20 protein-coding genes and 3 pseudogenes are annotated in these 25016 nt (G+C 72.9%); 7 read left to right on the forward strand and 16 right to left on the reverse strand.

Translation table 11 applies throughout. The features are described 5' to 3' along the window. Positions 1–3: 3 nt before the first annotated feature. Entirely contained in the window at positions 4–735 is a 732-nt protein-coding gene (locus ACFXAE_RS31190; RefSeq protein ID WP_384721369.1) for a class I SAM-dependent methyltransferase, read from the reverse strand. Further along, positions 728–1927: a MalY/PatB family protein gene (locus ACFXAE_RS31195; protein WP_384721312.1), complete on the reverse strand. Its 1200-nt coding sequence runs from the start codon at positions 1925–1927 to the stop codon at positions 728–730. The genes ACFXAE_RS31190 and ACFXAE_RS31195 overlap by 8 nt, the downstream gene beginning before the upstream one ends. 208 nt (positions 1928–2135) lie before the next feature. Here ACFXAE_RS31195 and ACFXAE_RS31200 point away from each other — a divergent pair, with 208 nt between their 5' ends. Then, positions 2136–3512, forward strand: coding sequence for a S1 family peptidase (locus tag ACFXAE_RS31200; protein ID WP_384721315.1), 1377 nt, complete (start codon positions 2136–2138; stop codon positions 3510–3512). Between the two features lie 25 nt (positions 3513–3537). Here the strand turns inward: ACFXAE_RS31200 and ACFXAE_RS31205 are convergent, their stop codons facing one another. The 8 genes and pseudogenes from ACFXAE_RS31205 to ACFXAE_RS31240 form a co-directional block, all read right to left on the reverse strand. Then, positions 3538–3900, reverse strand: a complete 363-nt coding sequence (locus ACFXAE_RS31205; RefSeq protein WP_384721318.1) for an EamA family transporter — start codon at positions 3898–3900, stop codon at positions 3538–3540. Between the two features lie 157 nt (positions 3901–4057). Continuing rightward, positions 4058–4360: pseudogene (locus tag ACFXAE_RS31210) on the reverse strand (multidrug DMT transporter permease); the annotation flags it as partial. 57 nt (positions 4361–4417) lie between these two features. Next, positions 4418–4603, reverse strand: coding sequence for a hypothetical protein (locus ACFXAE_RS31215; protein WP_384721321.1), 186 nt, complete (start codon positions 4601–4603; stop codon positions 4418–4420). A gap of 166 nt (positions 4604–4769) precedes the next feature. After that, positions 4770–5465, reverse strand: a complete 696-nt coding sequence (locus ACFXAE_RS31220) for a L,D-transpeptidase family protein (protein ID WP_384721324.1) — start codon at positions 5463–5465, stop codon at positions 4770–4772. A 142-nt stretch (positions 5466–5607) separates the two neighbouring features. Beyond that, positions 5608–6408 carry an SDR family NAD(P)-dependent oxidoreductase gene (locus ACFXAE_RS31225; RefSeq protein ID WP_384721327.1) on the reverse strand — a complete coding sequence of 267 codons (801 nt, stop codon included), beginning with the start codon at positions 6406–6408 and terminating at the stop codon, positions 5608–5610. Positions 6409–6458: 50 nt separating this feature from the next. Beyond that, positions 6459–7373, reverse strand: coding sequence for an SDR family oxidoreductase (locus ACFXAE_RS31230; protein ID WP_384721330.1), 915 nt, complete (start codon positions 7371–7373; stop codon positions 6459–6461). Between the two features lie 100 nt (positions 7374–7473). Continuing rightward, positions 7474–8103 carry an MBL fold metallo-hydrolase gene (locus ACFXAE_RS31235; protein ID WP_384721333.1) on the reverse strand — a complete coding sequence of 210 codons (630 nt, stop codon included), beginning with the start codon at positions 8101–8103 and terminating at the stop codon, positions 7474–7476. Continuing rightward, entirely contained in the window at positions 8103–9191 is a 1089-nt protein-coding gene (locus ACFXAE_RS31240; RefSeq protein ID WP_384721336.1) for an S-(hydroxymethyl)mycothiol dehydrogenase, read from the reverse strand. Before ACFXAE_RS31240 ends, ACFXAE_RS31235 begins: the two co-directional genes overlap by 1 nt. Positions 9192–9312: 121 nt before the next feature. Between ACFXAE_RS31240 and ACFXAE_RS31245 the strand changes: the two genes are divergently transcribed. Continuing rightward, a complete protein-coding gene (locus ACFXAE_RS31245; protein ID WP_384721339.1) occupies positions 9313–11079 on the forward strand; it encodes an ABC transporter ATP-binding protein in 1767 nt (588 codons plus the stop codon). Positions 11080–11201: 122 nt separating this feature from the next. Beyond that, the gene (locus ACFXAE_RS31250) at positions 11202–11567 is read left to right on the forward strand and encodes a nuclear transport factor 2 family protein (protein WP_384721342.1); all 366 of its coding nucleotides are present in this window, start codon (positions 11202–11204) and stop codon (positions 11565–11567) included. Between the two features lie 20 nt (positions 11568–11587). Here the strand turns inward: ACFXAE_RS31250 and ACFXAE_RS31255 are convergent, their stop codons facing one another. Further along, positions 11588–11977, reverse strand: a complete 390-nt coding sequence (locus tag ACFXAE_RS31255) for a hypothetical protein (protein WP_384721345.1) — start codon at positions 11975–11977, stop codon at positions 11588–11590. Between the two features lie 3 nt (positions 11978–11980). Here ACFXAE_RS31255 and ACFXAE_RS31260 point away from each other — a divergent pair. Continuing rightward, positions 11981–12253, forward strand: a pseudogene (locus ACFXAE_RS31260) (cbb3-type cytochrome c oxidase subunit I); the annotation flags it as partial. 623 nt (positions 12254–12876) lie between these two features. Continuing rightward, a complete protein-coding gene (locus ACFXAE_RS31265) occupies positions 12877–14127 on the forward strand; it encodes a YncE family protein (protein ID WP_384721348.1) in 1251 nt (416 codons plus the stop codon). 1 nt (position 14128) lies between these two features. Here the strand turns inward: ACFXAE_RS31265 and ACFXAE_RS31270 are convergent. Both ACFXAE_RS31270 and ACFXAE_RS31275 read right to left on the reverse strand, forming a co-directional pair. Further along, positions 14129–14329: pseudogene (locus ACFXAE_RS31270) on the reverse strand (hypothetical protein); the annotation flags it as partial. A 284-nt stretch (positions 14330–14613) separates the two neighbouring features. After that, entirely contained in the window at positions 14614–15114 is a 501-nt protein-coding gene (locus ACFXAE_RS31275) for a metallophosphoesterase family protein (RefSeq protein ID WP_384721351.1), read from the reverse strand. Positions 15115–15326: 212 nt separating this feature from the next. Here ACFXAE_RS31275 and ACFXAE_RS31280 point away from each other — a divergent pair, with 212 nt between their 5' ends. Further along, complete coding sequence (locus ACFXAE_RS31280; RefSeq protein WP_384721354.1) at positions 15327–17264, forward strand: glycosyltransferase family 2 protein; 1938 nt, start codon at positions 15327–15329, stop codon at positions 17262–17264. A 196-nt stretch (positions 17265–17460) separates the two neighbouring features. On the opposite strand, the gene ACFXAE_RS31285 is transcribed toward ACFXAE_RS31280, so the two are convergent. The 3 genes from ACFXAE_RS31285 to ACFXAE_RS31295 form a co-directional block, all read right to left on the reverse strand. Further along, positions 17461–18264, reverse strand: a complete 804-nt coding sequence (locus ACFXAE_RS31285; protein ID WP_384721357.1) for a class I SAM-dependent methyltransferase — start codon at positions 18262–18264, stop codon at positions 17461–17463. A 1025-nt stretch (positions 18265–19289) separates the two neighbouring features. Next, complete coding sequence (locus tag ACFXAE_RS31290) at positions 19290–19709, reverse strand: CBS domain-containing protein (protein WP_384721360.1); 420 nt, start codon at positions 19707–19709, stop codon at positions 19290–19292. Positions 19710–19810: 101 nt separating this feature from the next. Next, complete coding sequence (locus tag ACFXAE_RS31295) at positions 19811–22258, reverse strand: SpoIIE family protein phosphatase (RefSeq protein WP_384721363.1); 2448 nt, start codon at positions 22256–22258, stop codon at positions 19811–19813. Between the two features lie 232 nt (positions 22259–22490). Here ACFXAE_RS31295 and ACFXAE_RS31300 point away from each other — a divergent pair, with 232 nt between their 5' ends. Then, complete coding sequence (locus ACFXAE_RS31300) at positions 22491–24635, forward strand: SpoIIE family protein phosphatase (RefSeq protein WP_384721366.1); 2145 nt, start codon at positions 22491–22493, stop codon at positions 24633–24635. Positions 24636–25016: the final 381 nt, after the last annotated feature.

Here is a 25016-nt window from a genome sequence, read left to right on the forward strand (position 1 = left end):
AGTCTAGGCGTCCGGACGGCGCGCGACGAAGACGAACTCGCGGCCCGGGCGGTCGGGAGCGTCCCGTACCTCCTCCACCACGAAGCCGTGCCCGGCGAGGTCCGCCTCGACCTCCCCCCGCTCGCGGAAGCGCAGCGTCGAGTCCGAGGTCAGCACCGCCCCGTCCGCGGCGAACACGTAGGTGGTGCGGAACGTCACCAGCGGGCCGTCCACGCCGGTCACCCGGTGCCAGTGCTCGACCGTGCCGACGCCGGGTACGTCCGTCCTGCGGTACGACTTCTCACGGGTCCATCCCTCCCAGGCCCGCCGGGCCGGATCGCGGGTCTCGAACACCAGGCGCCCCCCGGGCCGCAGCGCCGCGTGGGCGCCCCGCAGGGTGCCGTGCCAGGCGCCGGGATCGGCGATGGCCTGGGCGACGTTCGCCGTCATGGTCGCCAGATCGACCCGCAGCGGCGGGAGCGCCGTCGCGTCACCCTCGATCCAGCGGACCCGTGCGCCGCCCGGCCCGCCCCGCGCCACGTCGAGGGACGCCTCGGCCGGGTCGACGCCGACGACCTCGATCCCCCGGCCGGCCAGCAGCAGGGCGAACACCCCTGTTCCACAGCCGATGTCCAGCACCCGCCGGGCGCCGAACTCCTCCGCCATACCGAGGTACGCGTCGAGATCGCCCCGGTCGGGGTCGAGCGGGTCGTAGACCGCGGCGAGCCGCGGGTGGCCGTAGCACTCGTCAGCCACGGGCACCGCCCGCACGCTGAACGGCGTCCGCCATCCGCCGCACCGCCTCCTCGAGCACCTCGGGCGAGGCGGCGAGGTTCAGCCGGGCGTGGCCGGCTCCTCCCGTGCCGAAGGGGAGGCCGGAGTTGAGTGCCACGCGGCCGTGCCGGAGGAAGGTGTCGGCGGGGTCGTCACCGAGGCCGAGTGCGCGGCAGTCCAGCCAGGCGAGGTAGGTGGCGTCGCCCGGCCGGTAGCGGATCGCCGGCAGCCGCTCGGCCAGGAGGTCCGCGAGCAGCCGGCGGTTGGCGTCGAGTCCGGCGAGCAGGGCGTCCAGCCAGGCCGTGCCGTCGCGCAGGGCGGCGGTGTGGGCGAGGACGCCGACGTGACTCGGACCGTGGCCGACCTCCTTGGGCAGCCGCGCCAGGTCGCCTGCGGCCTCGGGCCCCGCGACGGCGAGGGCCGCCTTGAGCCCGGCCAGGTTCCACGCCTTCGACGCCGACATCAGCGACAGGCCGCGCTCACCGCCCGGCACGCTCGGATACGGCACGAACCGCGTGCCGCCGACGGCCAGCGGGGCGTGGATCTCGTCGGCGACGACGCGTACGCCGTACCGCTCGGCGAGGGCGGCGACGGCGGACAGCTCGTCGGCGGTGTGCACGGTCCCGGTGGGGTTGTGCGGGCTGCACAGCAGGTAGGCGGCCCGCCGCCGGCCGGCCGTCACCCGCCGGAAGGTGTCCTCCAGGACATCGGGGTCGATCCGCGCGTCCGCGCCCAGCGGGGCCTCGGCCACCCGGCGGTCCATGTGCCCGACGAAATCGTAGAACGGCGGGTACACCGGTGAGTTCACCACCACCGCGTCCCCGTACCCGGTGACCAGTTTCAGCATCTCGACGACGCCCAGCATGACGTCGGGCACGATCGCGGTGCGCTCCACGGCGAGCCCGCCCCAGTCCCACCGCTTGTCCGCGAAGGCGGCCAGCGCCTGGGCGTAGGCGGTGCCGGCGGGATAGCCGGTGTCGCCGAGTTCCATCGCCCCGGTGACGGCGCGGACGACCGGTTCGGCCAGGGGGACGTCCATCTCGGCCACCCACAGGGGCAGGACGTCCTCGGGGTAGGTGCGCCATTTCATGCTGGTGCGGCGGCGCAGGCGGTCCAGGTCGAGGGCGTGCAGCGGATTCGGCTCACCGGACGTCTCGTGCGGAATCCTGGTCATGGGCACACGATAGGCGGCCGTGGTGCGGGTGGGCACCGGGACGGCGGGGCGCCTTCCGCCTTCCGCCTTCCGCCTTCCGCCTTCCGCCGGACGGGATCACGTCCGGGCTGAACGCGCCGGGTCGCGGACCCGTATGGGAAGAGGGCCTTCGACTCAGGGGAGGCCCTCGCGGTGTGCGCACCGCGCCGCTGACGTTCGGGAGCCACGCATGAGGCACGCACGACGACGGGCCGTCCGGCGAGTGACACGGCTGGCGGCCGTCGGCGGACTCCTCCTGGGGGCCACGATGGTCACTCACGCCGTCGCCAGTGAGCCCCGCGCGCCCGACGCGGTTCCGTTCGCCACCGCCGGGGAGCCGGCGGCCGGGCCGGGCGCCGGCCTGGTGTCGAAGCTCGGCACGTCCCGCACGGCGGGCAGTTGGATCGCCGACGACGGCAGGGCGGTGGTCGCGGTCACCGACGAGGAGGCAGCGGCCGAGGTGCGCGAGGCCGGCGCCGAGCCGAAGATGGTGCGGCACAGCATGGACGACTTCAAGTCCGCCGCCGAGACTCTGGGTTCGGCGCCGCGCGTGCCCGGGACCGCGTGGGCCGTGGACTACCGGACCAACGAGGTGGTGGTCCGGGGCGACAGCACGGTGTCGGCGGACGACTGGTCGAAGCTGACCGAAGTGGCGGACGGCATCGGCGGTTTCGTCCGCATGGAGCGGAGCGGGGGCACCTTCACCACCCGGATCAACGGGGCGCGGCCCATCCTGTCGACGGCCGGCCGCTGTTCGGCGGGGTTCAACGTGACCGACGGGAAGCGGGACTTCATCCTCACGGCCGGGCACTGCGGGCCCGACGGGTCGGTGTGGTTCGCCGACAACCAGGGCAGGCAGGAGGTCGGGACGACGGTCGGCGGCAGCTTCCCCGGGGACGACTACTCGCTGATCGAGTACGCCGGCGGCCGGGCCGGCGAGGGCGCCGGCGTGGTGGCCGTCGGCGACGGCAAGGGTGTGCGGATCACGGGGGTGGCGGATCCGGCGGTGGGCCAGCGCGTGTTCCGCAGCGGCAGCACCAGCGGGCTGCGGGACGGTGAGGTGACCGCGCTCGACGCGACGGTGAACTATCCCGAGGGCACGGTCAGCGGTCTCATCGAGTCGAATGTGTGCGCCGAACCCGGGGACAGTGGTGGTCCGATGTTCTCCGAGGGCATCGCGCTCGGTGTCACGTCGGGCGGCAGCGGTGACTGCCGGACGGGCGGTACGACGTACTTCCAGCCGGTGACGAAGGCGCTGGCGCAGCTCGACGTACGGCTCGTCGTGGCACCCGGGGCCGACGGCGGTGCGGCGGCGCCCTCCCCCGCTCCGTCGGACGCACAGGGTGCGGCGGCTCCGGACGCGGCCTCGCCGGGGTCGTCGACTCCGGTGCGGGGCATCGTCCCGGACGCGTCGACCCTGCTGTCCCGGCTGGCCGACCCCCGTAACGTCGGACCCGGGCTGCTGGTGATCGCGGGCAGTCTGGTCGCCCTGGTGGCGTCGCGCTGGATACGGGCGGAGCAGGACCGCAAGGCGTACCGGCGTCACTACTCGGCGACATGGGGCTGAGCGGGCGGCGGGTCCGGGCCGGCCGTCAGCCGATGGTGAGCAGCACGGTCGCCAGGGCGGCTCCCAGCAGCCCGGCGGCCTGCCGTCGGGAGACGCGTTCGTGCAGGACGGCGAGGCCGAGGAGGACCGGGAGCGCGGGGTAGAGGGAGGCGAGGACCACCGCGACGGCGAGCATCTGCCGCTGGGCGGCCAGCAGGTAGAGGATGAGGCCGAGGGCGGCGCCCGCCCCGATCAGCAGGGCCTGGGCGCACGGCCGCGCGGGCAGCCGCAGGAGGCCGGGGCGGCGGGCGGCGCCGGGCAGCAGGACGAGGACGGCGGCGATCCGGCCCGCGACTACCGGCCACAGCCCGCTCGCGGGATCGGCCTGCCCCAGGGCGACGTACTGCACGGCGACGCCGGCGCCGGCCAGAGCCCGTCCGTCGCCTCCCGGCCCATACGGGTGCCGCCGCCGGACACCCACCACAGGGCGGGTCCGGTGACGGCGACCCCGCCCAGGCCAGGGCGCCCGGACGGTCGCCGAGGAGGAGGACGCCGCACAGGACGGACAGTGCGACGCCCGTGACGGCGCTCACCGGCACGACCACGCTCATCGCGCCGTGACTCAGGCCACGGTTGAGGAAGCGCATGGCGGTGGCGCTGCCGACGCCGGACAGGGCGCCCCAGAGGAGGTCGGAGCCGGCGAGGGCGTCGGCGGGCAGGAGGAGGGCGGCCCCCGCGGCGAGCAGCAGACCGCCGAGCTGGCCGAGGAAGGTGACGGCGGCATGCGGGACGCGGCGGGACAGCAGGCCGCCGGCGAAGTCGACGATGCCGTAGCAGAGGGCCGAGGTCAGTGCGAGGAGGGCACCCATTCAGTCACGGGTGCCCTTATGGCGGTGTAACGATGCCGAGGCGGTTCGGATCGCCGCTCAGGCGGCCCTGGCCGGTTGCGGGAGGGCCGAGGCCCACTCCTGGACCAGGCGCTGGTACTCCTCGCGCTGTTCGACGCTCAGTGTCCCGCCCGACCGGAGCCACAGGGCCCGGATCTCCTCGTTGACCTCGGCAGCCGATCGCTCGGAGGAGCGTTCAACAGTGGTGGACATGCCGTGAAGCATACGGGGCCGGACGTGAAGGCGCTGTGAGTAATCGCACGCCTATCGGACATTTCGGGCAGTGTCGCTGATCACGTCCATCTACCATGGAACGTGGGCGAGTTCACATCCCGGCCCTCGGGGCGCGTCCGGGGTGCGAGGCGCCCGGCAGGCCGGGCGCCCGCGGCGATCAGGTGCCCGGCTTGCGGCCGTACACGTAGACGTCGTCGCCGTTCTTCAGCAGCGACCAGTACTTCTTGGCGGTGGTCTTCGTCATGTTGACGCAGCCGTGGGAGCCGGGCGGGTTCCACATGCTGACGCCGGCCGAGTGGAAGGCCTGGCCGCCGTCGAAGAACTGGCTGTAGGGCATCGGTACGTCGTAGATGGTCGAGACGTGGTCGATGTTGCGCCAGTAGATCTTCTTCAGGCCGGTGCGGGTCTCGTACCCGTCGCGTCCCGTACGGACCGGGACGGGGCCGTGGACGAGCTTCTTGCCGTCCTGGATCCAGCTGAGCTGGAGCGTGAGGTTCACGCAGGCGATACGGCCCTTGTTCGTGGGGCACTTGCCCGATTTGTTCGGGTTCTTTCCGACGGCCTTCTGCTTGTTCATCAGGTCCATCACACCCCAGGTCACCGGGCCGGCATACCCGATGTTCGGCGTGATGCCGTGCTTGGTCTGGAAGGCGCGGATGGCCTTGCAGTCGGCGGAGGACTGCTTTCCGTCGACCGGACGGCCGAGGAACTTCTCCACCTTCTTCTGGTACGGGCCCGTCGAGGTGGTGCAGCTCGCGGCCTGCGCCGGTGTCGCGCCGAGCGCGAGCGTGAGCGGAGCCACCAGCGAGGTGACCCCGATAACGACGGCACTCCGTCTACGTATGTCCCCCATGGTCTGTTTTGCCTTTCCGCAGAAGTGAGCGCATGGCCTGCGCACTCTGCCAGGTAGACGACCTCACAGGAAAATTGGTTGTGCGGACGAACCGGGGTGCAACCGAACAGTGACATCGGCCGGAAAGGCCGGAAATGATCGACTACTGCGGCGAGGCCTCGCCCAGCGCCTGCCGGAACCCCGAGTTGACCGCCGTGATGCCGCCGTCGACGGTGAGGGTGGTGCCGGTGATCCATGCCGCGTCGCGGGAGGCGAGGAAGGCGACGGCGGCCGCGATGTCCCCGGGCTCGCCGACCCGGCCCAGCGGGTAGAGGCGCCGGGCCGCTTCGAGTTCCTCGTCCCGGCCCGCCCAGGCGCGGGTGCGGACGGTCCCCGGTGCGACGAGGTTGACCCGCACCCCGCGGGGCGCCGCGTGCCCGGCGAGGGTGCGGGTGAGGGAGACCAGACCCGCCTTGGCCGCGCTGTAGGCGTGGTTGCCGAAGTCCTGGAGGCCGTTGACGGAGCCGACGCTCACGATCGCGCCCCGGCCGGAGGCGGCGAGGTGCTCGAGCGCGGCGCGGCAGCAGCGGTACGCGCCGGTGAGAGTGACGTCGAGGTCCGTGGCCCACTCGTCGTCCGGCTCGTCCTCGAAGCGGGGCGCGTCCGGTGTGCAGTGGGCGGCGTTGTTGACCAGGACGTCGAGCGAGCCGAAGGTGTGCACGGCGTGCGCGACGGCCGCCTCGACCGAGGCCCGGTCGGTCACGTCACAGACGACGGCGTCGGCGCCGAGCCCTCGCTCGCGCAGCGCCGACGCCGTCCGCTCCGCCTCGTCGGGGTCCACGTCGGCCACCAGGACCCGCGCCCCCTCCTCGGCGAACCGCGCGGCGGTGGCCGCGCCGATGCCGCGTGCCGCCCCGGTGATGAGAACTCCGTACCCGGCGAAACGCCTCGTGTCCGTCGTCATGGGGCGAAGGTAGCCGCCGGGGCGCTCACGGCGGCAGGGGGCGGACGGGATCAGCGGTAGCCGGTCACGTCCGCCGGCTTGCCCGCGTCCTGCACCTCGACGAGGTAGCGCCAGGCGTCCGGGCGGCTGCCGTCGAGGTCGGTGAAGCCGTACTCCTGGGCGAGGCCGCCGCTGGACAACGACGCGCCGTTGAAGCGGGCCGCCTCCGGGTCGGCGGCGAGGGCGGCGACGGCCCGCCCGACGTAGCGCGGGGTCTCCGAGATCGCGAAGTGGGGGACGTCGTCGAGGGCGTCGCGCCAGTTGTCCTCGCGTACGCCGAATTGGTCGAGCATGATCTCCGAGCGCAGCCAGCCCGGGGTGAGGGCGACGGCCGTGGCGCCGCGCGGGCCGAGTTCGTGGCCGAGGGCGAACGCCATGCGCAGGACGGCGGACTTGGCGAGGTCGTAGAAGAAGGAGACGCGGTAGTGGTCGCGGTTGTAGTCGGCGGTGCCGTCGGTGACCTCGACGACCAGTCCGCCGGGGTTGCGCAGCAGCAGGGGCAGGGCGTGGTGGCTGGTGATCGCGTGGGTCTCCACCGCGAGGCGGAGCAGGCGCAGGCCCTTGTCCAGGTCGTGCTCCCAGAGCGGCGCGTCCCAGTCGAAGAGCGTCTCGCCGCCCCAGATGTCGTTGACGAGGACGTCCAGGCGGCCCTGTTCACCGGCGATGCGGTCGACCAGTGCCTTCACCTGCCCCGGTTCCAGATGGTCGGTCGGCACCGCGATGCCCCGGCCGCCCGCCTCGGTCACCAGGTCGGCGGTGTCCTCGATGGTCTCCGGGCGGTCGTACTCGGAGCGGCGGGCGCGGGTGGTGCGGCCCGTGACGTACACGGTCGCGCCCGCCGCCCCCAGTTCCACGGCGATGCCCCGTCCGGCTCCCCGGGTCGCCCCGGCCACCAGCGCGACCCTGTCCTTCAGCTGTTCCGACATGTACGGCCTCCCGTCAACGGCTCTCTGCTGTCGCTTCGAGCGTGACGGGTAAGCCGGACATCTTCTGTCACCTTTTCGCGCCGGTCACCCGGGCGGGCGCTCAGTGGCCCCGGGCGATCCATTCCTCCAGGTGCGGGGCCTCCGCGCCGATGGTGGTCGGATCGCCGTGGCCGGTGAGGACCTTCGTCTCCGGCGGGAGGGTCAGCAGCCGGTCCCGGATCGAGTCGATGATCGTCGGGAAGTGCGAGAAGGAGCGGCCGGTGGCGCCCGGACCGCCCTGGAAGAGGGTGTCGCCGGTGAACACGGCGCCCAGCCCCGGGTCGTACAGGCAGACCGCGCCGGGGGCGTGCCCGGGGGTGTGCAGCACGGTGAGGTCGGCGCCCGCGGCCTCGATCACCTGTCCGTCGGCGAGCCAGGAGTCGGGGTCGCGGTCGGGGTGGGTCTGCTTCCACAGCCCCAGGTCGTCGGGGTGCAGCCAGATGGCGGCGCCGGTGCGCTCGGCGAGGGCGGGCGCGGCGTCGATGTGGTCGTTGTGGGCGTGGGTGCACACGATGGCCGTCAGGCGCCGATCCCCCACCGCCTCGGCGATGGCGTCGGCGTCGTGGGCGGCGTCGATGACGATCGCCTCGTGGTCGTCGCCGACGATCCAGACGTTGTTGTCGACGTCCCAGGTGCCGCCGTCGAGGCTGAACTGTCCGGAGGTGACGAGTCGTTCGATGCGGGCGGCCATCACAGCACCACCACCGAACGCAGCACGTCGCCTTGGTGCATCCGCTCGAAGGCCTTCTCCACCTCGTCGAGCCGGATGGTCTCGGTGACGAACGCGCCCAGGTCCAGGCGGCCCTGGAGATGCAGGTCGATCAGCATCGGGAAGTCCCGGGAGGGCAGACAGTCGCCGTACCAGGAGGACTTCAGGGAGCCGCCGCGGCCGAAGACGTCGAGCAGCGGCAGTTCGAGCTTCATCTCCGGGGTGGGGACGCCGACCAGGACGACCGTGCCGGCCAGGTCACGGGCGTAGAAGGCCTGTTCGTACGTCTCGGGGCGGCCGACGGCCTCGATGACGACGTCGGCGCCGAAGCCGCCGGTGAGTTCGCGGATCGCCTCGACGGGTTCGTTCTCGCGCGAGTTGACGGTGTGGGTGGCGCCCATGGAGCGCGCGGTGTCGAGCTTGCGGTCGTCGACGTCGACGGCGATGATCCTCGCCGCTCCGGCGAGCCGGGACCCGGCGATCGCCGCGTCCCCGACGCCGCCGCAGCCGATGACGGCGACCGAGTCGCCCCGGCCGACGTTCCCGGTGTTGATCGCGGCGCCGATGCCGGCCATCACACCGCAGCCGAGCAGCCCGGCGACCTGCGCGGAGACGGCCGCGTCGACCTTGGTGCACTGTCCGGCGGCGACGAGGGTCTTCTCGGCGAAGGCCCCGATGCCCAGGGCCGGGGAGAGCTCCTGGCCCGTGGAGGCGAGGGTCATCCGCTGCTTCGCGTTGTGTGTGTCGAAGCAGTACCAGGGGCGTCCGCGCAGACAGGCCCGGCACTTCCCGCACACCGCGCGCCAGTTGAGGATCACGAAGTCACCGGGCTCGACGTCGGTGACGCCGTCGCCGACCGACTCGACCACACCCGCGGCCTCGTGGCCGAGCAGGAACGGGAAGTCGTCGCTGATCCCGCCCTGCTTGTAGTGCAGATCGGTGTGGCACACCCCGCAGGCCTGGATCCGGACGACCGCCTCGCCGGGGCCGGGATCGGGCACGACGATCGTCTCGATCCGTACCGGCTCGTCCTTGCCGGGTGCGATCACGCCGCGTACTTCCTGCGCCATGCTGCTGACTCCTTCATCGGCCGGGTCCGTCCCTTCGACCCTACGCGGGAATGATCGCTCCCGCCGCCCGCCGTGCGACGGGTCCACCCCCGCGACGTAGCCTGGACCTCCGTCCGACGCCATGGGGGGCGACGTGAGCATCGCAGCAGAGGAATCCGGTCCGCCCGCCTGGCGGCTGCTTCTCGGATATGTACGGCCGCACCGGTGGGCCCTGCTGGGCGGTGCCGTGCTGTCCCTGATGACCGGGGCGACGGGGCTGATGCTGCCGCTGGTGGCCCGGGACCTGATCGACGATCTCTCGGACGACCGGGCGATCACCGGCGCGCTGCTGCTGATGTCGGCGCTCGTGGTCGCCAACGCCGTACTGGGGGCGCTGGGTTCGTACGTGCTGCGGCGCACCGCCGAGTCGGTGGTGCTCGGGGCACGGCGCTCGCTGTCGTCGTATCTGCTGCGGCTGCGGATCACCGCCGTCGACCGCAGTGAGCCGGGCGACCTGATGGCCCGCATCACCTCCGACACCACCCTGCTGCGCGAGGTGACCACGGACTCGCTGGTGGGCCTCGGCACGGGCGGGCTGACGCTGATCGCGACCGTGGTGCTGATGGGTTTCGTGGACCCGGTGCTGCTGGGTGTCACGCTGGGGGTGATCGCGCTCGCGGGCACGGTGCTGGGCGTGATCGTGCCGCACATCAACCGGGCCTCCCGGCAGGCGCAGGACGCGGTCGGTGTGATGGGCGCCTCGCTGGAGCGGGTGCTCGGCGCGCTGCGCACGGTCAAGGCGTCCGGTGCCGAGCCGCGGGAGGAGCGCGCGCTGCACGAGGCCGCGCAGGAGTCGTGGCGGCAGAGCGTGCGCGCCGCCAAGTGGTCGGCCGCGGCGGGCAACACGGCCGGCCTCGCGATGCAGATCGCGTTCATCACGGTGCTCGCGGTGGGCGGCGCGCGGGTGGCGACCGACGCCATCGACATCGGGACGCTGGTGGCGTTCCTGCTGTTCGTGTTCTATCTGATGGCACCGATCCAGCAGGTCGTCGGCGCGCTCACGCAGTACCAGACGGGCAGCGCCGCCCTCGCCCGGATCCAGGAGGCGCTGCGGCTGCCCGCCGAACCGGCCGCCGCGCCCGCGCCGTTGCCCACGTCCGGCGCCGAGCCCGCCGCGCTCGCCTTCGAGGACGTCCGCTTCCGGTACGCCGACGACCTGCCGTACGTCCACCACGGGGTGACGTTCACCGTGCCCGCCCGGGGCATGACCGCGTTCGTCGGTCCGTCCGGCGCGGGCAAGACCACCGTCTTCTCCCTCATCGAGCGGTTCTACGACCCCGACTCCGGCGTGATCACGCTCGACGGCCGTGAGCTGGCCGACTGGGAGCTGCCGCGGCTGCGGGCCGCGATCGGCTATGTGGAGCAGGACGCGCCGGTGCTGTCGGGCTCCCTGCGGGACAACCTGCTGCTGGGCAACCCCGAGGCGGACGACGCCACCCTGACGCGGGTGCTGAAGACGACCCGGCTCGACGGTCTGGTGTCCCGGCTGCCGGACGGGCTCGGCACCCTCGTCGGGCATCGCGGCACCAAGCTGTCCGGCGGTGAGCGCCAGCGGGTCGCCATCGCCCGCGCCCTGCTGCGCCGCCCCCGGCTGCTGCTGCTCGACGAGGCCACCTCGCAGCTCGACGCGGTGAACGAGGCGGCGCTGCGGGACACCGTCGCCGACGTGGCGCGCACGACGACGGTCCTGGTCGTCGCGCACCGGCTGTCCACGGTGACGGCGGCCGACCGGATCGTGGTGATGGACGCGGGCCGGGTGCGGGCCGTCGGCACGCACCGGGAGCTGGTGACCGCCGATCCGCTGTACGCGGAGCTGGCGGCCACGCAGTTCCTCGCGACGGCCGAGTGAGCGCGGCCGGACGGCGCGGGGCCCGGCTTGCCGGGCCCCGCGGGCCGGAGGACGCTCGTAGGAGAGGCCGTCCCGGCCCGCCGGAGGTCCGGGCCGCGGCCCCTCGGAGGAGGTGGGTCGTCATGACGACCTCGGCACAACCCGTCTTCGGCGCCGACACACTGCGCCGGGGCATCGAGGCGGACACGTCGGCGAACCTGGTGGCGCTCTACGCGGACGACGCGGAACTGCGCGTCGTGGACCGCAACACCCAGCCCAGTCACCCCAAGGTCCTGCACGGCCGGGACGAGATCGCCGCCGCGCTGGACGACGTCTACAGCCGCGACATGACGCACACGCTCGAGGCGTGCGTCGTCCAGGGCGATCACGCCGCCTACTGCGAGAGCTGCCGGTACGCGGACGGGATGCGGGTGCTGTCGGAGTCGATGCTCACGCTGCGGGACGGCAGGATCACCGGACAGGTGATGATCCAGGCCTGGGACGAGTAGGAACGGCGGTACGGAGGTGATCAGCGCATCCAGGCGCTGTACTGCATGACATCGCCCGCCCGCACACCGTACTCGGGCTGATCGGTGGTGAACGTCTGCTCCAGGCCGAGGACGGCGCCGACGGACGGGTCCAGGATCAGCATGTGGCGGACGCCGGGGCGGTCGTCGTACACATAGGCCTGGCCGGGACGGCCCAGCCGGTCCGTGACCCGGCCCGCGGGCCGTAGCCCGTCCGCGTCCGCCAGCAGGCGGGCGAGCGCGGCGGACTCACGCGCGCCGAGCGTCCAGTGGTCCAGCAACTGGGCGGTGGCGTCCAGGAGTTCAGGCGTCGTCCGGATCTCGCCGTACGCCGTCTCGGCAAGATAGGCGCGCAGCCGGGTGGGGTCGTGCGGCGGACGGGTGGCGGACACAGGCTGGTCGTGAAAAGCATCAACGGACTCAGGGGCCGCAAGGGCCCGTCGTGGCTGACGACCACCGCCCACAAGACGATCGGCACGCTGTATCTGGTGACGTCGTTCGTGTTCTTCGTCATCGGTGGCGTGATGGCCCTGGTGATGCGCGCCGAGCTGGCCCGGCCGGGCCTGCAGGTCGTGTCGAACGAACAGTTCAACCAGGCGTTCACGATGCACGGCACGATCATGCTGCTGATGTTCGCGACGCCGCTGTTCGCCGGTCTCGACTGGCTGACGGAGCACCAGCAGGAGGAGGTCGCCCGGCGGTTCACCGAGCGGTACCTGGCCCTCAGCCGGGCGTCGTGGCGGCGGACGGCCCGACGGGGCGAGGAACTGCGGGCGCAGTACGACGCCCGGTACCGGCAGCTGCGGCAACGGCTGCTGGGCTGGATGCTACTGGGCTGTGCCCTGGCCGTCGGGACCGCTCTCGTCGCCCTGTCGGCCGGCTAGGGAGTCGGCGGCGAGCGCGTGCTGCGCGCCGCCGCCGCGAAGTCCTCGACAAGGGGTGAGGGGTGCGTGCCGTCCCAGGCGAGGCCACCACGCCGGGCGGGACGTCGGTGACGGTGACGTAGGCGATGTCGGGGCGGGGGAAGAGCGCCCCCGACCGACTCCGGTACCGGCACCACGCCGCGTGCGGCACGGACGTACGCCAGGATCTCCTCCGTGTCGTGGAGGTCCGGACCGCGCAGGGGCGGGTGCCGTCGGGGCGCGGATCGGCGTTCCAGACCGCCGGCCACCCGATGGCGGCGCCGCTTGATTTTGTCGTGTACGCGGTCTTGCCGTGGACGACTCTCTTCCTTACTTTTCAGTAAGTTGATTCTCAGAGCACGTGCTTCCAGATTCTGGAGAGAGCCGTCATGCCGGTCCGCAGAACCAGGTACCTGTGCGCCATCGCCGCCGCGCTCGTCCTCACCGTCACGGCGCCCACCGCCGCGACCGCCGACTCCTCCCCCGCCCTGCGCGAGGTGCTGTTCGTGGGCAACAACTGGGACGGCACCGCCGATGTCATCGAGTCCACCGGTGACTTCGCACGGATCGGCCGGATCGACGTCGTCCCCGACAAGGACGAGCGGATGGCCGAGATCAACGCCGACCCGATCCGCTGGATCTACTTCATGGCGATCCGAAGCGGCGTCGGCGAGGGCCACGACCAGTTCGTCGACGACATGTACTCCACCCCGGACGGCGCCTCGGTGGTGGTCTCCCGGCCGAGCTTCGCCGACGTGGTCTCCCTCGACCTCGCCACCGGACGGATCAACTGGCGCTTCCCGGTGTCGGGTTACCGCTCCGACCATATGGCGGTCTCCCCCGACGGCAAGCGGGTCGCCGTCTCGGCCTCGACCTCCAACACGGTGCACGTCCTGGACATCGGGACCGGTGACGAGCTCGGCTCGTTCAAGACCGGCGACAAGCCGCACGAGAACGTCTTCAGCAATGACGGCAAGTACATCTGGAACATGTCCATCGGCGAGGTGAACACCGCGCTCGACGCGACCTGGCTGGACTGGACGAAGGGCGACCGCCGGGTCACGGTCGTCGACGCGACCACGTTCAAGCAGGTCAAGGTGATCGACATGCGGGACCGGCTCGACGCCGTCGGCCTGAAGGACCACTCGGACGCGGTGCGCCCGGCCGCGTTCTCCCCGGACGAGTCGAAGCTGTACTTCCAGGTGTCGTTCTTCAACGGCTTCTTCGAGTACGACGTCGCCACCGACCGCATCACCCGCACCAAGACCCTGCCCAAGAACCCGGCCACCAGCGACGACCGCACCACCTGGGTCAACGACTCGCGCCACCACGGCATCACCATGAAACCCGACGGCACCAAGCTGTGCGTGGCGGGCACCATGGACGACTACGCGACCGTCGTCGACCGCGCGACCCTTCAGCAGGGGCCACTCGTCACCGCGTCCAAGCCGTACTGGGCGACCGTCAGCGGTGACGGCAGGTCCTGCGTGGTCTCCGAGAGCGGCGCCGACCGGGTCACCGCCATCGACTTCGCGACCGGCGAGAAGACCGTGTCCGTACCCGTCGGCGACCACCCTCAGCGGGTGCGCCTCGGCCATGTGGAGGCCGGCTGGTCGGGCGCGGAGGGTGGGCGGGGGTGACTCAACCGGCCACCCTCCGCGTCACGTTCAGCAGATACTCCTTCCGGTTCAGCGGGGTGTGATCCGTGCGCGGGCACCGGGGTGGCGTGCCGCGGGTGACGGGCGCGTAGTGCGCGAAGGCGCTCTCCAGCTCGCCCTCACCCCGGGTCGGCCCCGGCGCCCGTACGCCGGAGGAGGTGGCCGTGTCCCTGGCCGCCGGGATCGCCGCACTGCGCCGGGGCGGCACGGGAACGCCGCCGGTCGTGACGGAGGCGACGGTCCATCCGGCCCCTCCGGCCCCTCCGGCCACCTGGTTCACCTGGTTCCCATCGGCCACGACAAGGCGGCGACCGGGCGGCCCGGAGGAAAACCCGGGAACAGGTGTGTGAGTCCCGCGGGAGGGGGTAGTCGCCCGGTATCACCTCCGATCGTGGGAAGGAGGTCCGTGAGAGCGCAACTACTCGCAGTGTCCGGGCCGCTTTCACCGACACGAAGCGGCCCGGCCCGTCAGCGCGGGGGCAGCCGGTGGAGTTCCACCTCCATGAGTCGGCCCCCGGTGACCGTGGCGGTCATGTAGGTGCAGTGGGGTTGCCGGCGTCGGTCCGTCGGTGATCCCGGGTTGAGCAGACGGAGTCCCGTGGGAGCGGTGGTGTCCCACGGGATGTGACTGTGTCCGAACACCAGCACGTCAACCCCGGGGAAGCGTGCGGCGCACCGGTTCTCCCGCCCCTGTGCCGGGCCCGTCTCGTGGACCACGCCGAAGCGCAGTCCGCCGAGATCCGCGTACGCGGTCTCCGGCAGCCGGGCCCGCAGTTCGGGCCCGTCATTGTTGCCGTACACGCCGACGAGTCTGCGGCTGCGGCTCTCCAGGAGATCGAGGGTGGCGGTGTCGACCCAGTCCCCCGCGTGGAACACGACGTCCGCACGCGGGAGTTCGTCCAGCAGCGCCGGGGGCAGCCGCTTGGCGCGCTTCGGCAGGTGGGTGTCGGAGGTCAGGAGCAGTCGCACGAGCGGCAGACTAGACGGCGGAGCGTCCCCCGTGGGACGCCACGCCTCAAGTGACCCGGTGAGCACGTCGGCCGACGGGTGCCGGTGCTCGTCACGGCGGGCTCCCGGCGGCGGGGCGAAGCGGGGAAGGCGGCGGCCGCGGCGTTACGATCGGGCGACGCATGCCAAGCCCTCACGTTCGACGGCGAGAGACCCGAAGGGCCCAGATCCAGATGCCGGTCAAGGTCAGCGTCATCATTCCCGTGTACAACCCGGGGATCCACATCGAGGACTGTGTCTCCTCACTGCAGCGGCAGTCGCTGCCCCCCGACGAGTACGAGGCGATCTTCGTCGACGACGGGTCGACCGACGGGACACCGGCCCGGCTCGACCGGCTCGCCGCCGAGGATCCCCGGATGCGGGTGATCCACCAGGAGAACTCCGGCTGGCCGGGCAAGCCCCGCAACGTGGGGATCGCCGCCGCGCGGGGCGAGTTCGTGATGTTCGTCGACAACGACGACTATCTCGGCGACGAGGCCCTGGAGCGGATGTACGCGTACGGCGTGGCTCACGGCGCCGATGTCGTCGTGGGGAAGATGGCCGGCAAGAACCGCGGGGTGCCGGTGGAGTTGTTCCGCCGCAACCATCCGCGGGCGACGGTCGAGAGCGCCCCGCTGATCGACAGTCTCACCCCGCACAAGATGTTCCGCCGGGAGTTCCTCGACCGTATCGGGCTGCGCTTCCCGGAGGGGCGGCGGCGCCTGGAGGACCATGTCTTCGTCACCGAGGCGTATCTGCGCGCGGACAACGTGTCCGTGCTCAGTGACTACGTCTGCTACTACCACATCAGGCGCGACGACGCCTCCAACGCCGGCTTCCAGCGCTTCGACCCCGTGGGGTACTTCGGCAACCTGCGGGAGGCGCTCGACGTCGTCGAGCGGTACACCGAGCCGGGCCCGGTACGGGACCGGCTGTTCCGCCGCTGGCTGCGGGTGGAGATGGTGGAGCGGCTGCGGGCCCGGCGGCTGCTGGGGCTGCCGGACGACTACCGCAGGGAGCTGTTCGCGGAGATCCACAAGGTCGTCGTCGAGCGGTTCGGCCCGGGTGTCCCCGCCGGACTGCAGCCGACGCAGCAGGTCGTCGCCGCGCTGACCGAGGCCGACCGGTACGACGACGTGGTGGCCTTCGCCGCCTGGGAGGCCGGTGTCGCGCCGACGGCGACGCCCCTGGACGTGGAGTGGCGCAGCGGCTCGCTGCACATCAATTTCACCGCCGAATACACCTCCGCCCGCGAGCCGATGACCTTCCCCGCGGACGCCGCCCGCGAGCCGCTGGCCGACACCCCGAAGAACGTGGAGGAGGCAGTGGCGTGGGTCGGCGCTCGGACCGCGGCCCGGTTCGGACAGGCCACCGCGGATCTGCTGCTGCGTGAACGGTCCAGCTCCGCCCAGTACTTCCAGCCCGTGGAGTTCACCCGGGAGACGGTTCCCGTCGACGGCGGGGAGCGGGTGCGGCTGGTGCTGCGGGCGACCGCCACCGTCGATCCCGCCGAACTGCCGGGAGACGGGGTCTGGGACGCGGTCGTACGGGTGAAGCTGGGCGGCTGGACCAAGGAGTGCCGGCTCGGCCCCGCCCCGCGCGCCACGCGTCCCGAGCCGTACGCGGGTGTGACCGGCCGTCGCGCGGTCCTGCCGTACTGGACCGAGCCGCACGGGAATCTCTCGCTGGACACGGGGGTGAAGGGCAAGCGGCTCGGTCTGGGCGGTGTGCGGCGGCCGGACGTCACCGCCTCCGGGACCCGGCTGCGCGCCCGGCTCCCGCTGCACGCGGCCGAGGGCGCCCGGGTGGGGCTCGGGTTCACCGCTTCCGGCAGGACGCTGCACGCGTCCGGCACGCTCACCGGCGAGGCGGACGGGCCGGGCTCCCTGCTGGAGGCCACGTTGCCCGCCCGGCTCCCCCGGGGGATCTGGCGGGTCGCCCTGAGCCCGGACCCCGATGCCGCGCAACCCGCTTGGAGCGGGCTGCCGTTCGCGCTCCGCTCCGGCGGCGGCGGCGTGCTGGTGGTGACCGTCCCGCGTCCCGGCACGGCACGGAAACTGGTGCGTGCCGCGCGGCGGGCGCTCGGCGCGGTCCGCGCGAAGGTGTTCCCCCCGGCCGGCAAAGAGCGGTGACCGCGGGCCGGCCGCCCGGTGTCCCTCCGGGGACGTGCTCCACGGGGCGCACCCGACCCGAGGGCGCCGGCCCGGCGCTGTCCCCGAAGGACCGAAAGGCCGAAGGACCGGCACCGGGCCGAGGCGGAATGCCTCGGCCCGGTGCCCTCGTACGAGGTCTGCCGCGCCTGCCACGAAGGGCTGCCCGGCAGAGGGTTCAGCGGCTGACGCCGACCTGTTCCAGGGCGCGGCGCAGGGGCTCCCAGCCCACGCGCCGCGGCAGTCCGCGGTTACGGGCCTGGGCGAGGGCACGCCAGAACCCGGCCTGCAGCAGCGCCTCCGGGGGCACCGCCCCGGCCCGCTCCAGGATCGCCTCGGGCACCTTCTGCGGGTCGGGCACCTTGTACTCGGCCATGATCTCGTCGTACTTGTCGTGCAGCACCGTGTTGTCGGGATCGGCGCCGAAGACCACGAGCTGGCCGGTGGGCTCGGTGTCGACCAGGACGGTCACCAGGTCGGGGCGGTAGCGCGCCAGCACCTCGGTGATCTTGTAGACGTCGCCGGTCCAGGCGTTGGTGTGCCGGTCGCGGGCGGCCTCGTCCACGCTGCGCGGCAGCATGTCGTCGAGGACCATCACACTGGCCCAGTCGGAGTGCTTCTCGACGTTCATGAGGTCGCGCAGGGCGTACTCGAACAGGTGCATGCCGTCGATGAACGACAGGTCGAGCGTGGTGCGGCGCCAGTGGCCGATCGGGCTGCGGCCCCGGCGCAGATTGCGCAGCGGATGCCGGCCGCCCTTGAGGTGGGCCAGCGGGTTGTCGCGGGCGAAGAAGTCGTCACTGGTGGCCTTCACCAGGTGGACGTCGCACTTCAGCTCCGAGACCACCTTGAAGGCGGGGTCGACCGCGATGCTGGGGACGCGTGACAGACGCAGGCTGCGGCCGTCGTTGACGCCGATCTCCAGGTAGTTGCGGTTGGCGCTGACCTTGTGCAGTTCCCGGAGGAACTCATGGCGTTTCACGAAGGGGACTCTCCTTGCGGATGCGGGGCAGTGCTTCGTGCAGGGCTGCGCCGGTCGCGCGGCGCGGGCAGGCCGATGTCCTGCCCGCGGTCGTACGCGAGGGCGCCGTACGGGGCACGGGAAGGCCGCCGTGCTGGTGGGCCGTAGTCCGCTCCGGGTCGGCTCCTGTCGGGCGGGACACCTCCCGGGCCGGATCACGCCAGGTGGTCCCGCCGGCGCCGGTGGCGACGGTGGGGTGGCGGGCTTCTTCCGGACCGATCATCGTCCGCATGAAGTTAGCGCTGCGGACCCCGTGGAGCCAAACGGTACGCGCGATCGCGCTCGCGCCGGGCGGTTCTCCCGTACGGCCCGCTCACGGCGATCGCGGGCGGTGTGTGGGCCGGCACCCGCGGGACTCCTCGACGAAGCCGGCGACGCTGTCGCCGGCTTCGTCCTCGGTCTCCGCGGCCGTGTCGCCCACGGTCGTTCCGGCCTCGGTGACATCCGCTTCCGCCAGGGGCCACGACCCGTGGGAGAGTACGGGCCCGTCGGCCACGGGCACCGGCTGTTCCGCTGAGGTGCGGGGGATCGGCCCGGCCGGGTCCCGGTACCGCCGGACAGCACGAGAGTCCTCATCCGGCTCACCATGGTCGTGTTCCGGCGGATGGGAGATCACTTGCTTCACCCGTGCGTCGCGAAATCCTGCGAGACGGCCGACGAGTCGCCCGAGTGCGGGCTAATCCTCACCCCTTACGATATTTCCCTCCACACTCGTGTTCGAGGTGGTGGAGGTGGTACCGCGGTCCACGGCGGGGAGGCAGGTCCGCAGCGGGTCCTTGCCGCGCAGTCGCCGGGCTCGCGCCCAGCCGGTCTCCACCCGGCGGGGCCGGTCACTGGTCTCCGAGGTCACGACTCATCATCTTCCTTCCGCTCCGCTGCCCTTCGGGTCCCCGGTGCCGCGCCGGACAAACACCCGCCCGCCGTACGGGCCTCCGCCTCCCCGACACCCCCGCCCGGGCGGGGGCCCGTCCGGGCCGACGTCCTCATCAGGTGTTGGGCCGGGCCACGCTGATGTCACCGAGGGCGGACTCCGGGTCGCGTTCCATGGCGGTGTCGCCCAGCGAGACGACACCGACGGGGCGTCCGTCCTCGACGACCGGGACGCGACGCACGGCGTGTTCGCGCATCAGCCGCACCGCGTGGTCCAGGTCGTCGTCCGGTGCCACGGTCACCAGGTCGTCGCTGCACGCGCCGGCCACGGTGGTGTCCTCGGGATCACCGCCCCCGGAGACCGACCGCACCACCAGGTCGCGGTCGGTGACCAGTCCGCGCAGCCGGTCGCCGTCGGTCACCAGGACGGACCCGAGGTCGCGGTCGCGCATGATGCGGGCGACCTCCGCGACGGAGGTCTGCGGCCCGACGGTCACCGGTGCGCCGGTCATGATGTCGCGCACGTGCTGTGTCATGACGTGTCCTCTCTCCTGATCTCCCGGTGGCGTCCCGGGTACCCGGCGGAGCCGTACGGTCACCGGGCGCGGGCGTTCCCGGCCGGCGGGCCCGGCGACCGTCAGGGCCGCAGCACGAACTCCGCCCACACCTGCTTGCCCCCACTGACCGGAAGGGTCCCCCAGGTGGCCGACACGGCCTCGACGAGGAGGATGCCCCGGCCTCCGGTGGCCTCCCAGCCGATGCTGGTGGGCTTCACGGGGGTACGGGGCGAGGCGTCGGCGACCGCGAGGCGCAGCCGGTCGTTGACCAGGGTGATGTCGAGGCGGACCTGGCCGTCGGTGTGCACCAGGGCGTTGGTGACCAGTTCGGAGACGACGAGCAGGGCGCCGTCGAGGTCCGCGGTCACACCCCAGGAGCGCAGGGTGCGCCGGGTGAAGCGGCGGGCGTGCCCGACCGCCTGGGGTACCCGCCACACCGTCCAGCTCTCCCGCAGCGGGCGGGAGGCCATGCCGTCGTAGCGCATCAGCAGCAGGGCGACGTCGTCGCTGCGCGGGGCCTTGCCCAGCAGGGCGTCCGCGACGGGCCCGAGGTGGGCGGGGTCGGCGGCGGACAGCTGCCGGGCGAAGCGGTCCATTCCCTCGTCGATGTCGGCCTCGTGCGACTCGACCAGGCCGTCCGTGGTGAGCGCGACCATCGTGCCGGGCTGCAGGCGGAGCGGGCTCATGGGGAAGTCGCTCTGCCGCACCACACCGAGCGGCGGGCCGCCCTCGACCTCCGCGATCTCGGTACGGCCGTCCGGGTGACGCAGCACCGGCGGCAGATGGCCGGCGCGGACGCACCAGGCCAAGCCCTCCTCCATGTCGACGTCGACGTAGCAACAGGTGGCGAAGAGGTCGGTCTCCATGTCCATGAGGAGCCGGTTGGAGTGGGAGACCACCACGTCCGGGGGGTGTCCCTCGACGGCGTAGGCGCGCAGCGCGGTGCGCATCTGGCCCATGAGGGTGGCGGCGCCGGCGCTGTGCCCCTGGACGTCGCCAATGACGAGGGCGACATGGTTGTCCGGCAGCGGGATCACGTCGTACCAGTCGCCGCCCAGCTCCAGGCCGGCGGTGCTGGGCAGATAACGGGCGACGGCGACCGCGCCGGGGAGCCGGGGCAGGCGGCGCGGCAGCAGCTGGCGCTGGAGCATGCCGACCAGTTCGTGCTCGGCGTCGAAGGCGCGGGCCCGCATCAGGGCCTGTCCGGCGAGGCCGGCGGCGGCGGTGAGGAGGGCGCGTTCGTCGGGGCCGAAGTCGTGCGGGATGTCCCAGCCGATCAGACAGGCGCCGGCCATGCGGTTCCCGGCCGGCAGCGGCAGCACGGCGAGTCCGCCGGGGCCGACCTGGGCGAGGGCGGTCTCCAGGGGGGAACCGGCCGGCCAGATGCCGGCGCGGCCCTCGCGCAGGGCGGCGGCGAGGGTGGGCATGGTGCGCACCGGCGCGTCGGGCCACTCGGTGCGCCACTCCGCGCGCCACTGATCCGGCCAGGCCTCCGGTTCCGGCGGGTCGAGGACGGTGACGACGAGCCGTTCGCTCTCCAGCTCGGCGAGTGCGATCCGGTCGGCCCGCAGCGGCCGGCGCAGCGCGGCGACCACGGCCTTGCCGACGTCGCGGACGGTGACCGCGGTGGCGAGCGCGGCGGCGAGGCGCTGGACGCGGGCCACGTCCGTGATGTCGGAGCGCAGTGTGGAGGCGTCGGCGACGGAGCCCACCAGCCGGGCGGGACGCCCCTCGCCGCCGTGCACCAGCCGGCCGCGCAGCCGGAGCCACTTGGGCGGGCCGGTGGGCTGGAGCACCCGGAACTCCAGTTCGCGGTCCCCGATCGTCATGTGGTCGGCCTCGACGACGGACATCAGTGAGGGCAGGTCCTCCGGGACCGTCAGGCTCAGCAGGGTCTCCACCCGCCCGTCGAAGTCGTCCGGGTCGAGGCCGAACAGCTCCAGGATGTCCTCGCCGACCCGGACCCGCCCGGTGTCCATGGCGAGGCTGAAGCCCCCGGGCTGCAGATCGGCGGCCTCGGCGGTGGCGGCCTGCGCGGGGAGGGCGAGGGCGTCGGCGACGAGGCCGAGGCAGAAGCGGTCGTCGGCGTCGAAGCCGTCGGCGCGCTCGCCGACCGCGAGCAGGCAGCCGCCGCCGTCGCCGCGCAGGGGCAGCGCCGCCAGGAAGAAGTCACGGCTGGGCACGCGCCGTGACTGCGCCTGCGCGGCGAGGTCGTCCGGGCCCAGCCACACCGGCCGCCCGCGGTGGGCCTCGGCCACCGGAGCGCGCCCGGCGACGGGGTAGCTGTCCCGCACTCCGCACAGGGTTCGCGGCACCCCGACGGATTCCGCCAGGTACAGCAGTTCTCCGTCCGCGCCCGCCGTGTACACGGCGGCGAACACGGCACCGGCGAAGACCAGGGCCTGCTCCAGGATTCTGCGCACCCGCTCGGGTGACTCGGGGTCGACCGCGATCGCCGTCAGGGCACCTTCCGCGCGCAGCGTTCTCGTGCTGCGTCCCGCAGCGCCCTCACCGACCACATTGGCCATTACAGCGCTTACGGAACACCTGCGCAGCCCCTGTGCGCGTTCGGCGGCCCCCGAGGTGCGCGGGGCGCGGACGCCCCCGGAGCCCTACGGGCCCAGGTCCGGGGTACACGGAGAGTGCGTTGCCCGGCGGGGCGTGCGGTCCCTTCCCCGGCGCTCGTCGTGCTCGACGGTCCGGCAAGGGGGAGATTGGGTCCCGGGACCGGTGGCGCGGCCTGGAGAGGAGGTGGTCGGCGTGTCCGAGGGGCAGTCGTCCGCGCGGACGCCGGCGGATGGGCGGGCGCCGGTCGGCCGGCCGCTGCTGTCGCTGACGCTGGCCTCGATGATGGACGAGGTACACGCCCACTCCGGAGCCGTGTACCTGCTCTCGCCGGACCAGCCGATACTGGAGATGGCGGTGATGGCGGGGCTGCCCCGCGCCTTCGCGGCCCCGTGGGAACGGGTGGGGCTGAGCGCGCCGATCCCGGTCTCCGACGCGGTGCGCGAACGACGGCTGGTGTGGGTGGGCGGCGAGGAGGAGATGGCCCGCCACTATCCCCGTATCGCCATGGTGCTGCCGTATCCCTTCTCGCTGGCCGCGCTGCCGGTGGCGACGGGGACGAAGGCGTACGGCGCGGTCTTCGTGACCTGGCCCGGCACCCATCCGCCGGAGCTGTCCGACCGGGAGCGCGATCATCTGACCGCCGCCTGTGACCGGCTCGCGGTGCGGCTGGAGCGGGCCGCCGAGCAGAGCCTGCCGCTGGCTCCTGAGCCGGACCTGCTGGCGGCGCCGCCGGTGGGCGGCATGGCCGGCACGCTCGGCACGGTGGAGGCGGCGCGGATGGTGTCCCGGCTGCCGTACGGCCTGTGCTCGCTCGATCTGCACGGACGGGTCGGCTTCGCCAACGCCGCCGCCGCGGAGCTGCTGGGCGTTCCGGCGAACCGGCTGCTCGGGGCCCAGATGTGGGCGTCGGTGCCGTGGCTGAACGATCCCGTGTACGAGGACCGGTACCGGGCCGCGCTGTTCAGCCAGCACGTCACCTCGTTCGTCGCGCTGCGCCCGCCGGGCGAGTGGCTGTCGTTCCGGCTGTATCCGAGTACCACCGGACTCAGTGTGCGGATCAGCCGGGCGCGGGCGGTGGCGGAGATGAACCGCTCGGCGGCGCGGCCCGGGCAGGGCCACCCGAGGCTGGTCACCATCACCCAGGTGCTGAGCCTCGCCGGGGCGCTGACCGAGGCGGTCGGGGTGCAGGACGTGGTGCAGCTGGTCGCGGACGAGATCGCGCCGGCGGTCGGCAGCCAGGGGCTGGTGATGCTCGGGTCCCGGGCGGGCCGACTGCGCGTGCTGGGCCACCAGGGGTACGCGGACGCGCGGGTCGTGGAGCGGTTCGACGGGATGCCGCTGTCGGAGCCGACTCCCGGCAGCCAGGTGCTGCGTTCCGGCGTCCCCGCCTTCTTCGAGAGCCGGGAGGAGGTCGAGCATCTGTATCCGGCGCTGCTGGTGAACCCGTCGGAGTTCGCGGCGTGGGCGTATCTGCCGCTGATCGCCTCGGGGCGCCCGGTGGGGACGTGCGTGCTGTCGTACGCGGCGCCGCACCACTTCGCGACGGAGGAGCGGGCGGTGCTGACCAACCTGGCGGGTCTGATCGCCCAGGCGCTGGAGCGGGCCCTGCTCTACGACGCCAAGCACCGGCTCGCGCACGGGCTGCAGGAGGCGCTGCTGCCGCACACGCTGCCGTCGCTGGCGGGGATCGAGGCGGCGGCCCGCTATCTGCCGGCCACCCAGGGGATGGAGATCGGGGGTGACTTCTACGACCTGGTGCCGACGCAGGGGATGGCGGCGGCGGTGATCGGGGACGTGCAGGGGCACAACGTGACGGCGGCCGGGCTGATGGGGCAGGTCCGTACCGCGGTGCGCGCGTACACGGCCGTCGGGCAGGCGCCCGAGGAGGTGATGCGCAGCACCAACCGGCTGCTGCTGGAACTGGGTGCGGACCTGTTCGCCAGCTGTCTGTACCTGCGGCTCGATCCCGCGCACGGGCGGGCCGTGATGTCCCGCGCGGGTCACCCGCCGCCGCTGCTGCGCAGGCCGGACGGGCGGGTGCGGGTACTGGACCTGGCCGGGGGCCCGCTGCTGGGCATCGACGGCTCGGCGGCGTATCCGTCGACCGAGGTCGACCTCTCCCCCGGTTCGCTGCTCGTCCTCTACACCGACGGCCTGGTGGAAGCCCCCGGCACCGACTTCGAGGACGCCGTCGCCGGCCTGTGCCGCCGTCTCACCGACCTCGGTGACCTTCCCCTGGACGATCTCGCCGACTCCCTGGTCCAGCACGGCGCGGACGCGGAGAACCGGCTGGACGACATCGCCCTGCTCCTGCTCAGGGCGCTGCCGAGCGGCTGACACGGCCCGCCCGGTGCGATGGCCGGGGACACTCCCCGCCCCTGACCGACCCCGCCACGCCCCGACAGCCGCAGACCCCCACGGCCGACGACCCGCCACCGAAGCCCCGCCCGGCAGGACCACGGGCGTGCACCCCGGTTCCGGCCGCGACAACGGCCGACGGCAAGCCCGCCCCCGGCGAACCGCTGGAGACACGCGAACCCGGCCTGACCACTTCAGGGGCGCGGGGAACCGCGTACGGGGGTCTGGGGGCAGAACCCCCAGGGACGGGAAGGGGCGGCAGGGGCGAGAAAGGGCTCAGGAGCCCAGGGCAACACGGGCTGCGAAACCACGGGGGACGCCCCGACGGTGTGGCAGGCCCCGGCCCCGCCACGTGCGTGG

Source organism: Streptomyces sp. NPDC059454 (assembly GCF_042749965.1).
In the GTDB taxonomy this organism is placed as follows: Bacteria; Actinomycetota; Actinomycetes; order Streptomycetales; family Streptomycetaceae; genus Streptomyces.

Coding starts and splice junctions, on each gene's coding strand:
- ACFXAE_RS31215 (WP_384721321.1), bottom strand. CDS start 4,603: ATGCTTCACGGCATGTCCACCACTGTTGAACGCTCCTCCGAGCGATCG.
- ACFXAE_RS31290 (WP_384721360.1), bottom strand. CDS start 19,709: ATGACACAGCACGTGCGCGACATCATGACCGGCGCACCGGTGACCGTC.
- ACFXAE_RS31280 (WP_384721354.1), top strand. CDS start 15,327: ATGCCGGTCAAGGTCAGCGTCATCATTCCCGTGTACAACCCGGGGATC.
- ACFXAE_RS31240 (WP_384721336.1), bottom strand. CDS start 9,191: ATGGCGCAGGAAGTACGCGGCGTGATCGCACCCGGCAAGGACGAGCCG.
- ACFXAE_RS31295 (WP_384721363.1), bottom strand. CDS start 22,258: ATGGCCAATGTGGTCGGTGAGGGCGCTGCGGGACGCAGCACGAGAACG.
- ACFXAE_RS31235 (WP_384721333.1), bottom strand. CDS start 8,103: ATGGCCGCCCGCATCGAACGACTCGTCACCTCCGGACAGTTCAGCCTC.
- ACFXAE_RS31265 (WP_384721348.1), top strand. CDS start 12,877: ATGCCGGTCCGCAGAACCAGGTACCTGTGCGCCATCGCCGCCGCGCTC.
- ACFXAE_RS31225 (WP_384721327.1), bottom strand. CDS start 6,408: ATGACGACGGACACGAGGCGTTTCGCCGGGTACGGAGTTCTCATCACC.
- ACFXAE_RS31245 (WP_384721339.1), top strand. CDS start 9,313: ATGGGGGGCGACGTGAGCATCGCAGCAGAGGAATCCGGTCCGCCCGCC.
- ACFXAE_RS31195 (WP_384721312.1), bottom strand. CDS start 1,927: ATGACCAGGATTCCGCACGAGACGTCCGGTGAGCCGAATCCGCTGCAC.
- ACFXAE_RS31200 (WP_384721315.1), top strand. CDS start 2,136: ATGAGGCACGCACGACGACGGGCCGTCCGGCGAGTGACACGGCTGGCG.
- ACFXAE_RS31230 (WP_384721330.1), bottom strand. CDS start 7,373: ATGTCGGAACAGCTGAAGGACAGGGTCGCGCTGGTGGCCGGGGCGACC.
- ACFXAE_RS31220 (WP_384721324.1), bottom strand. CDS start 5,465: ATGGGGGACATACGTAGACGGAGTGCCGTCGTTATCGGGGTCACCTCG.
- ACFXAE_RS31250 (WP_384721342.1), top strand. CDS start 11,202: ATGACGACCTCGGCACAACCCGTCTTCGGCGCCGACACACTGCGCCGG.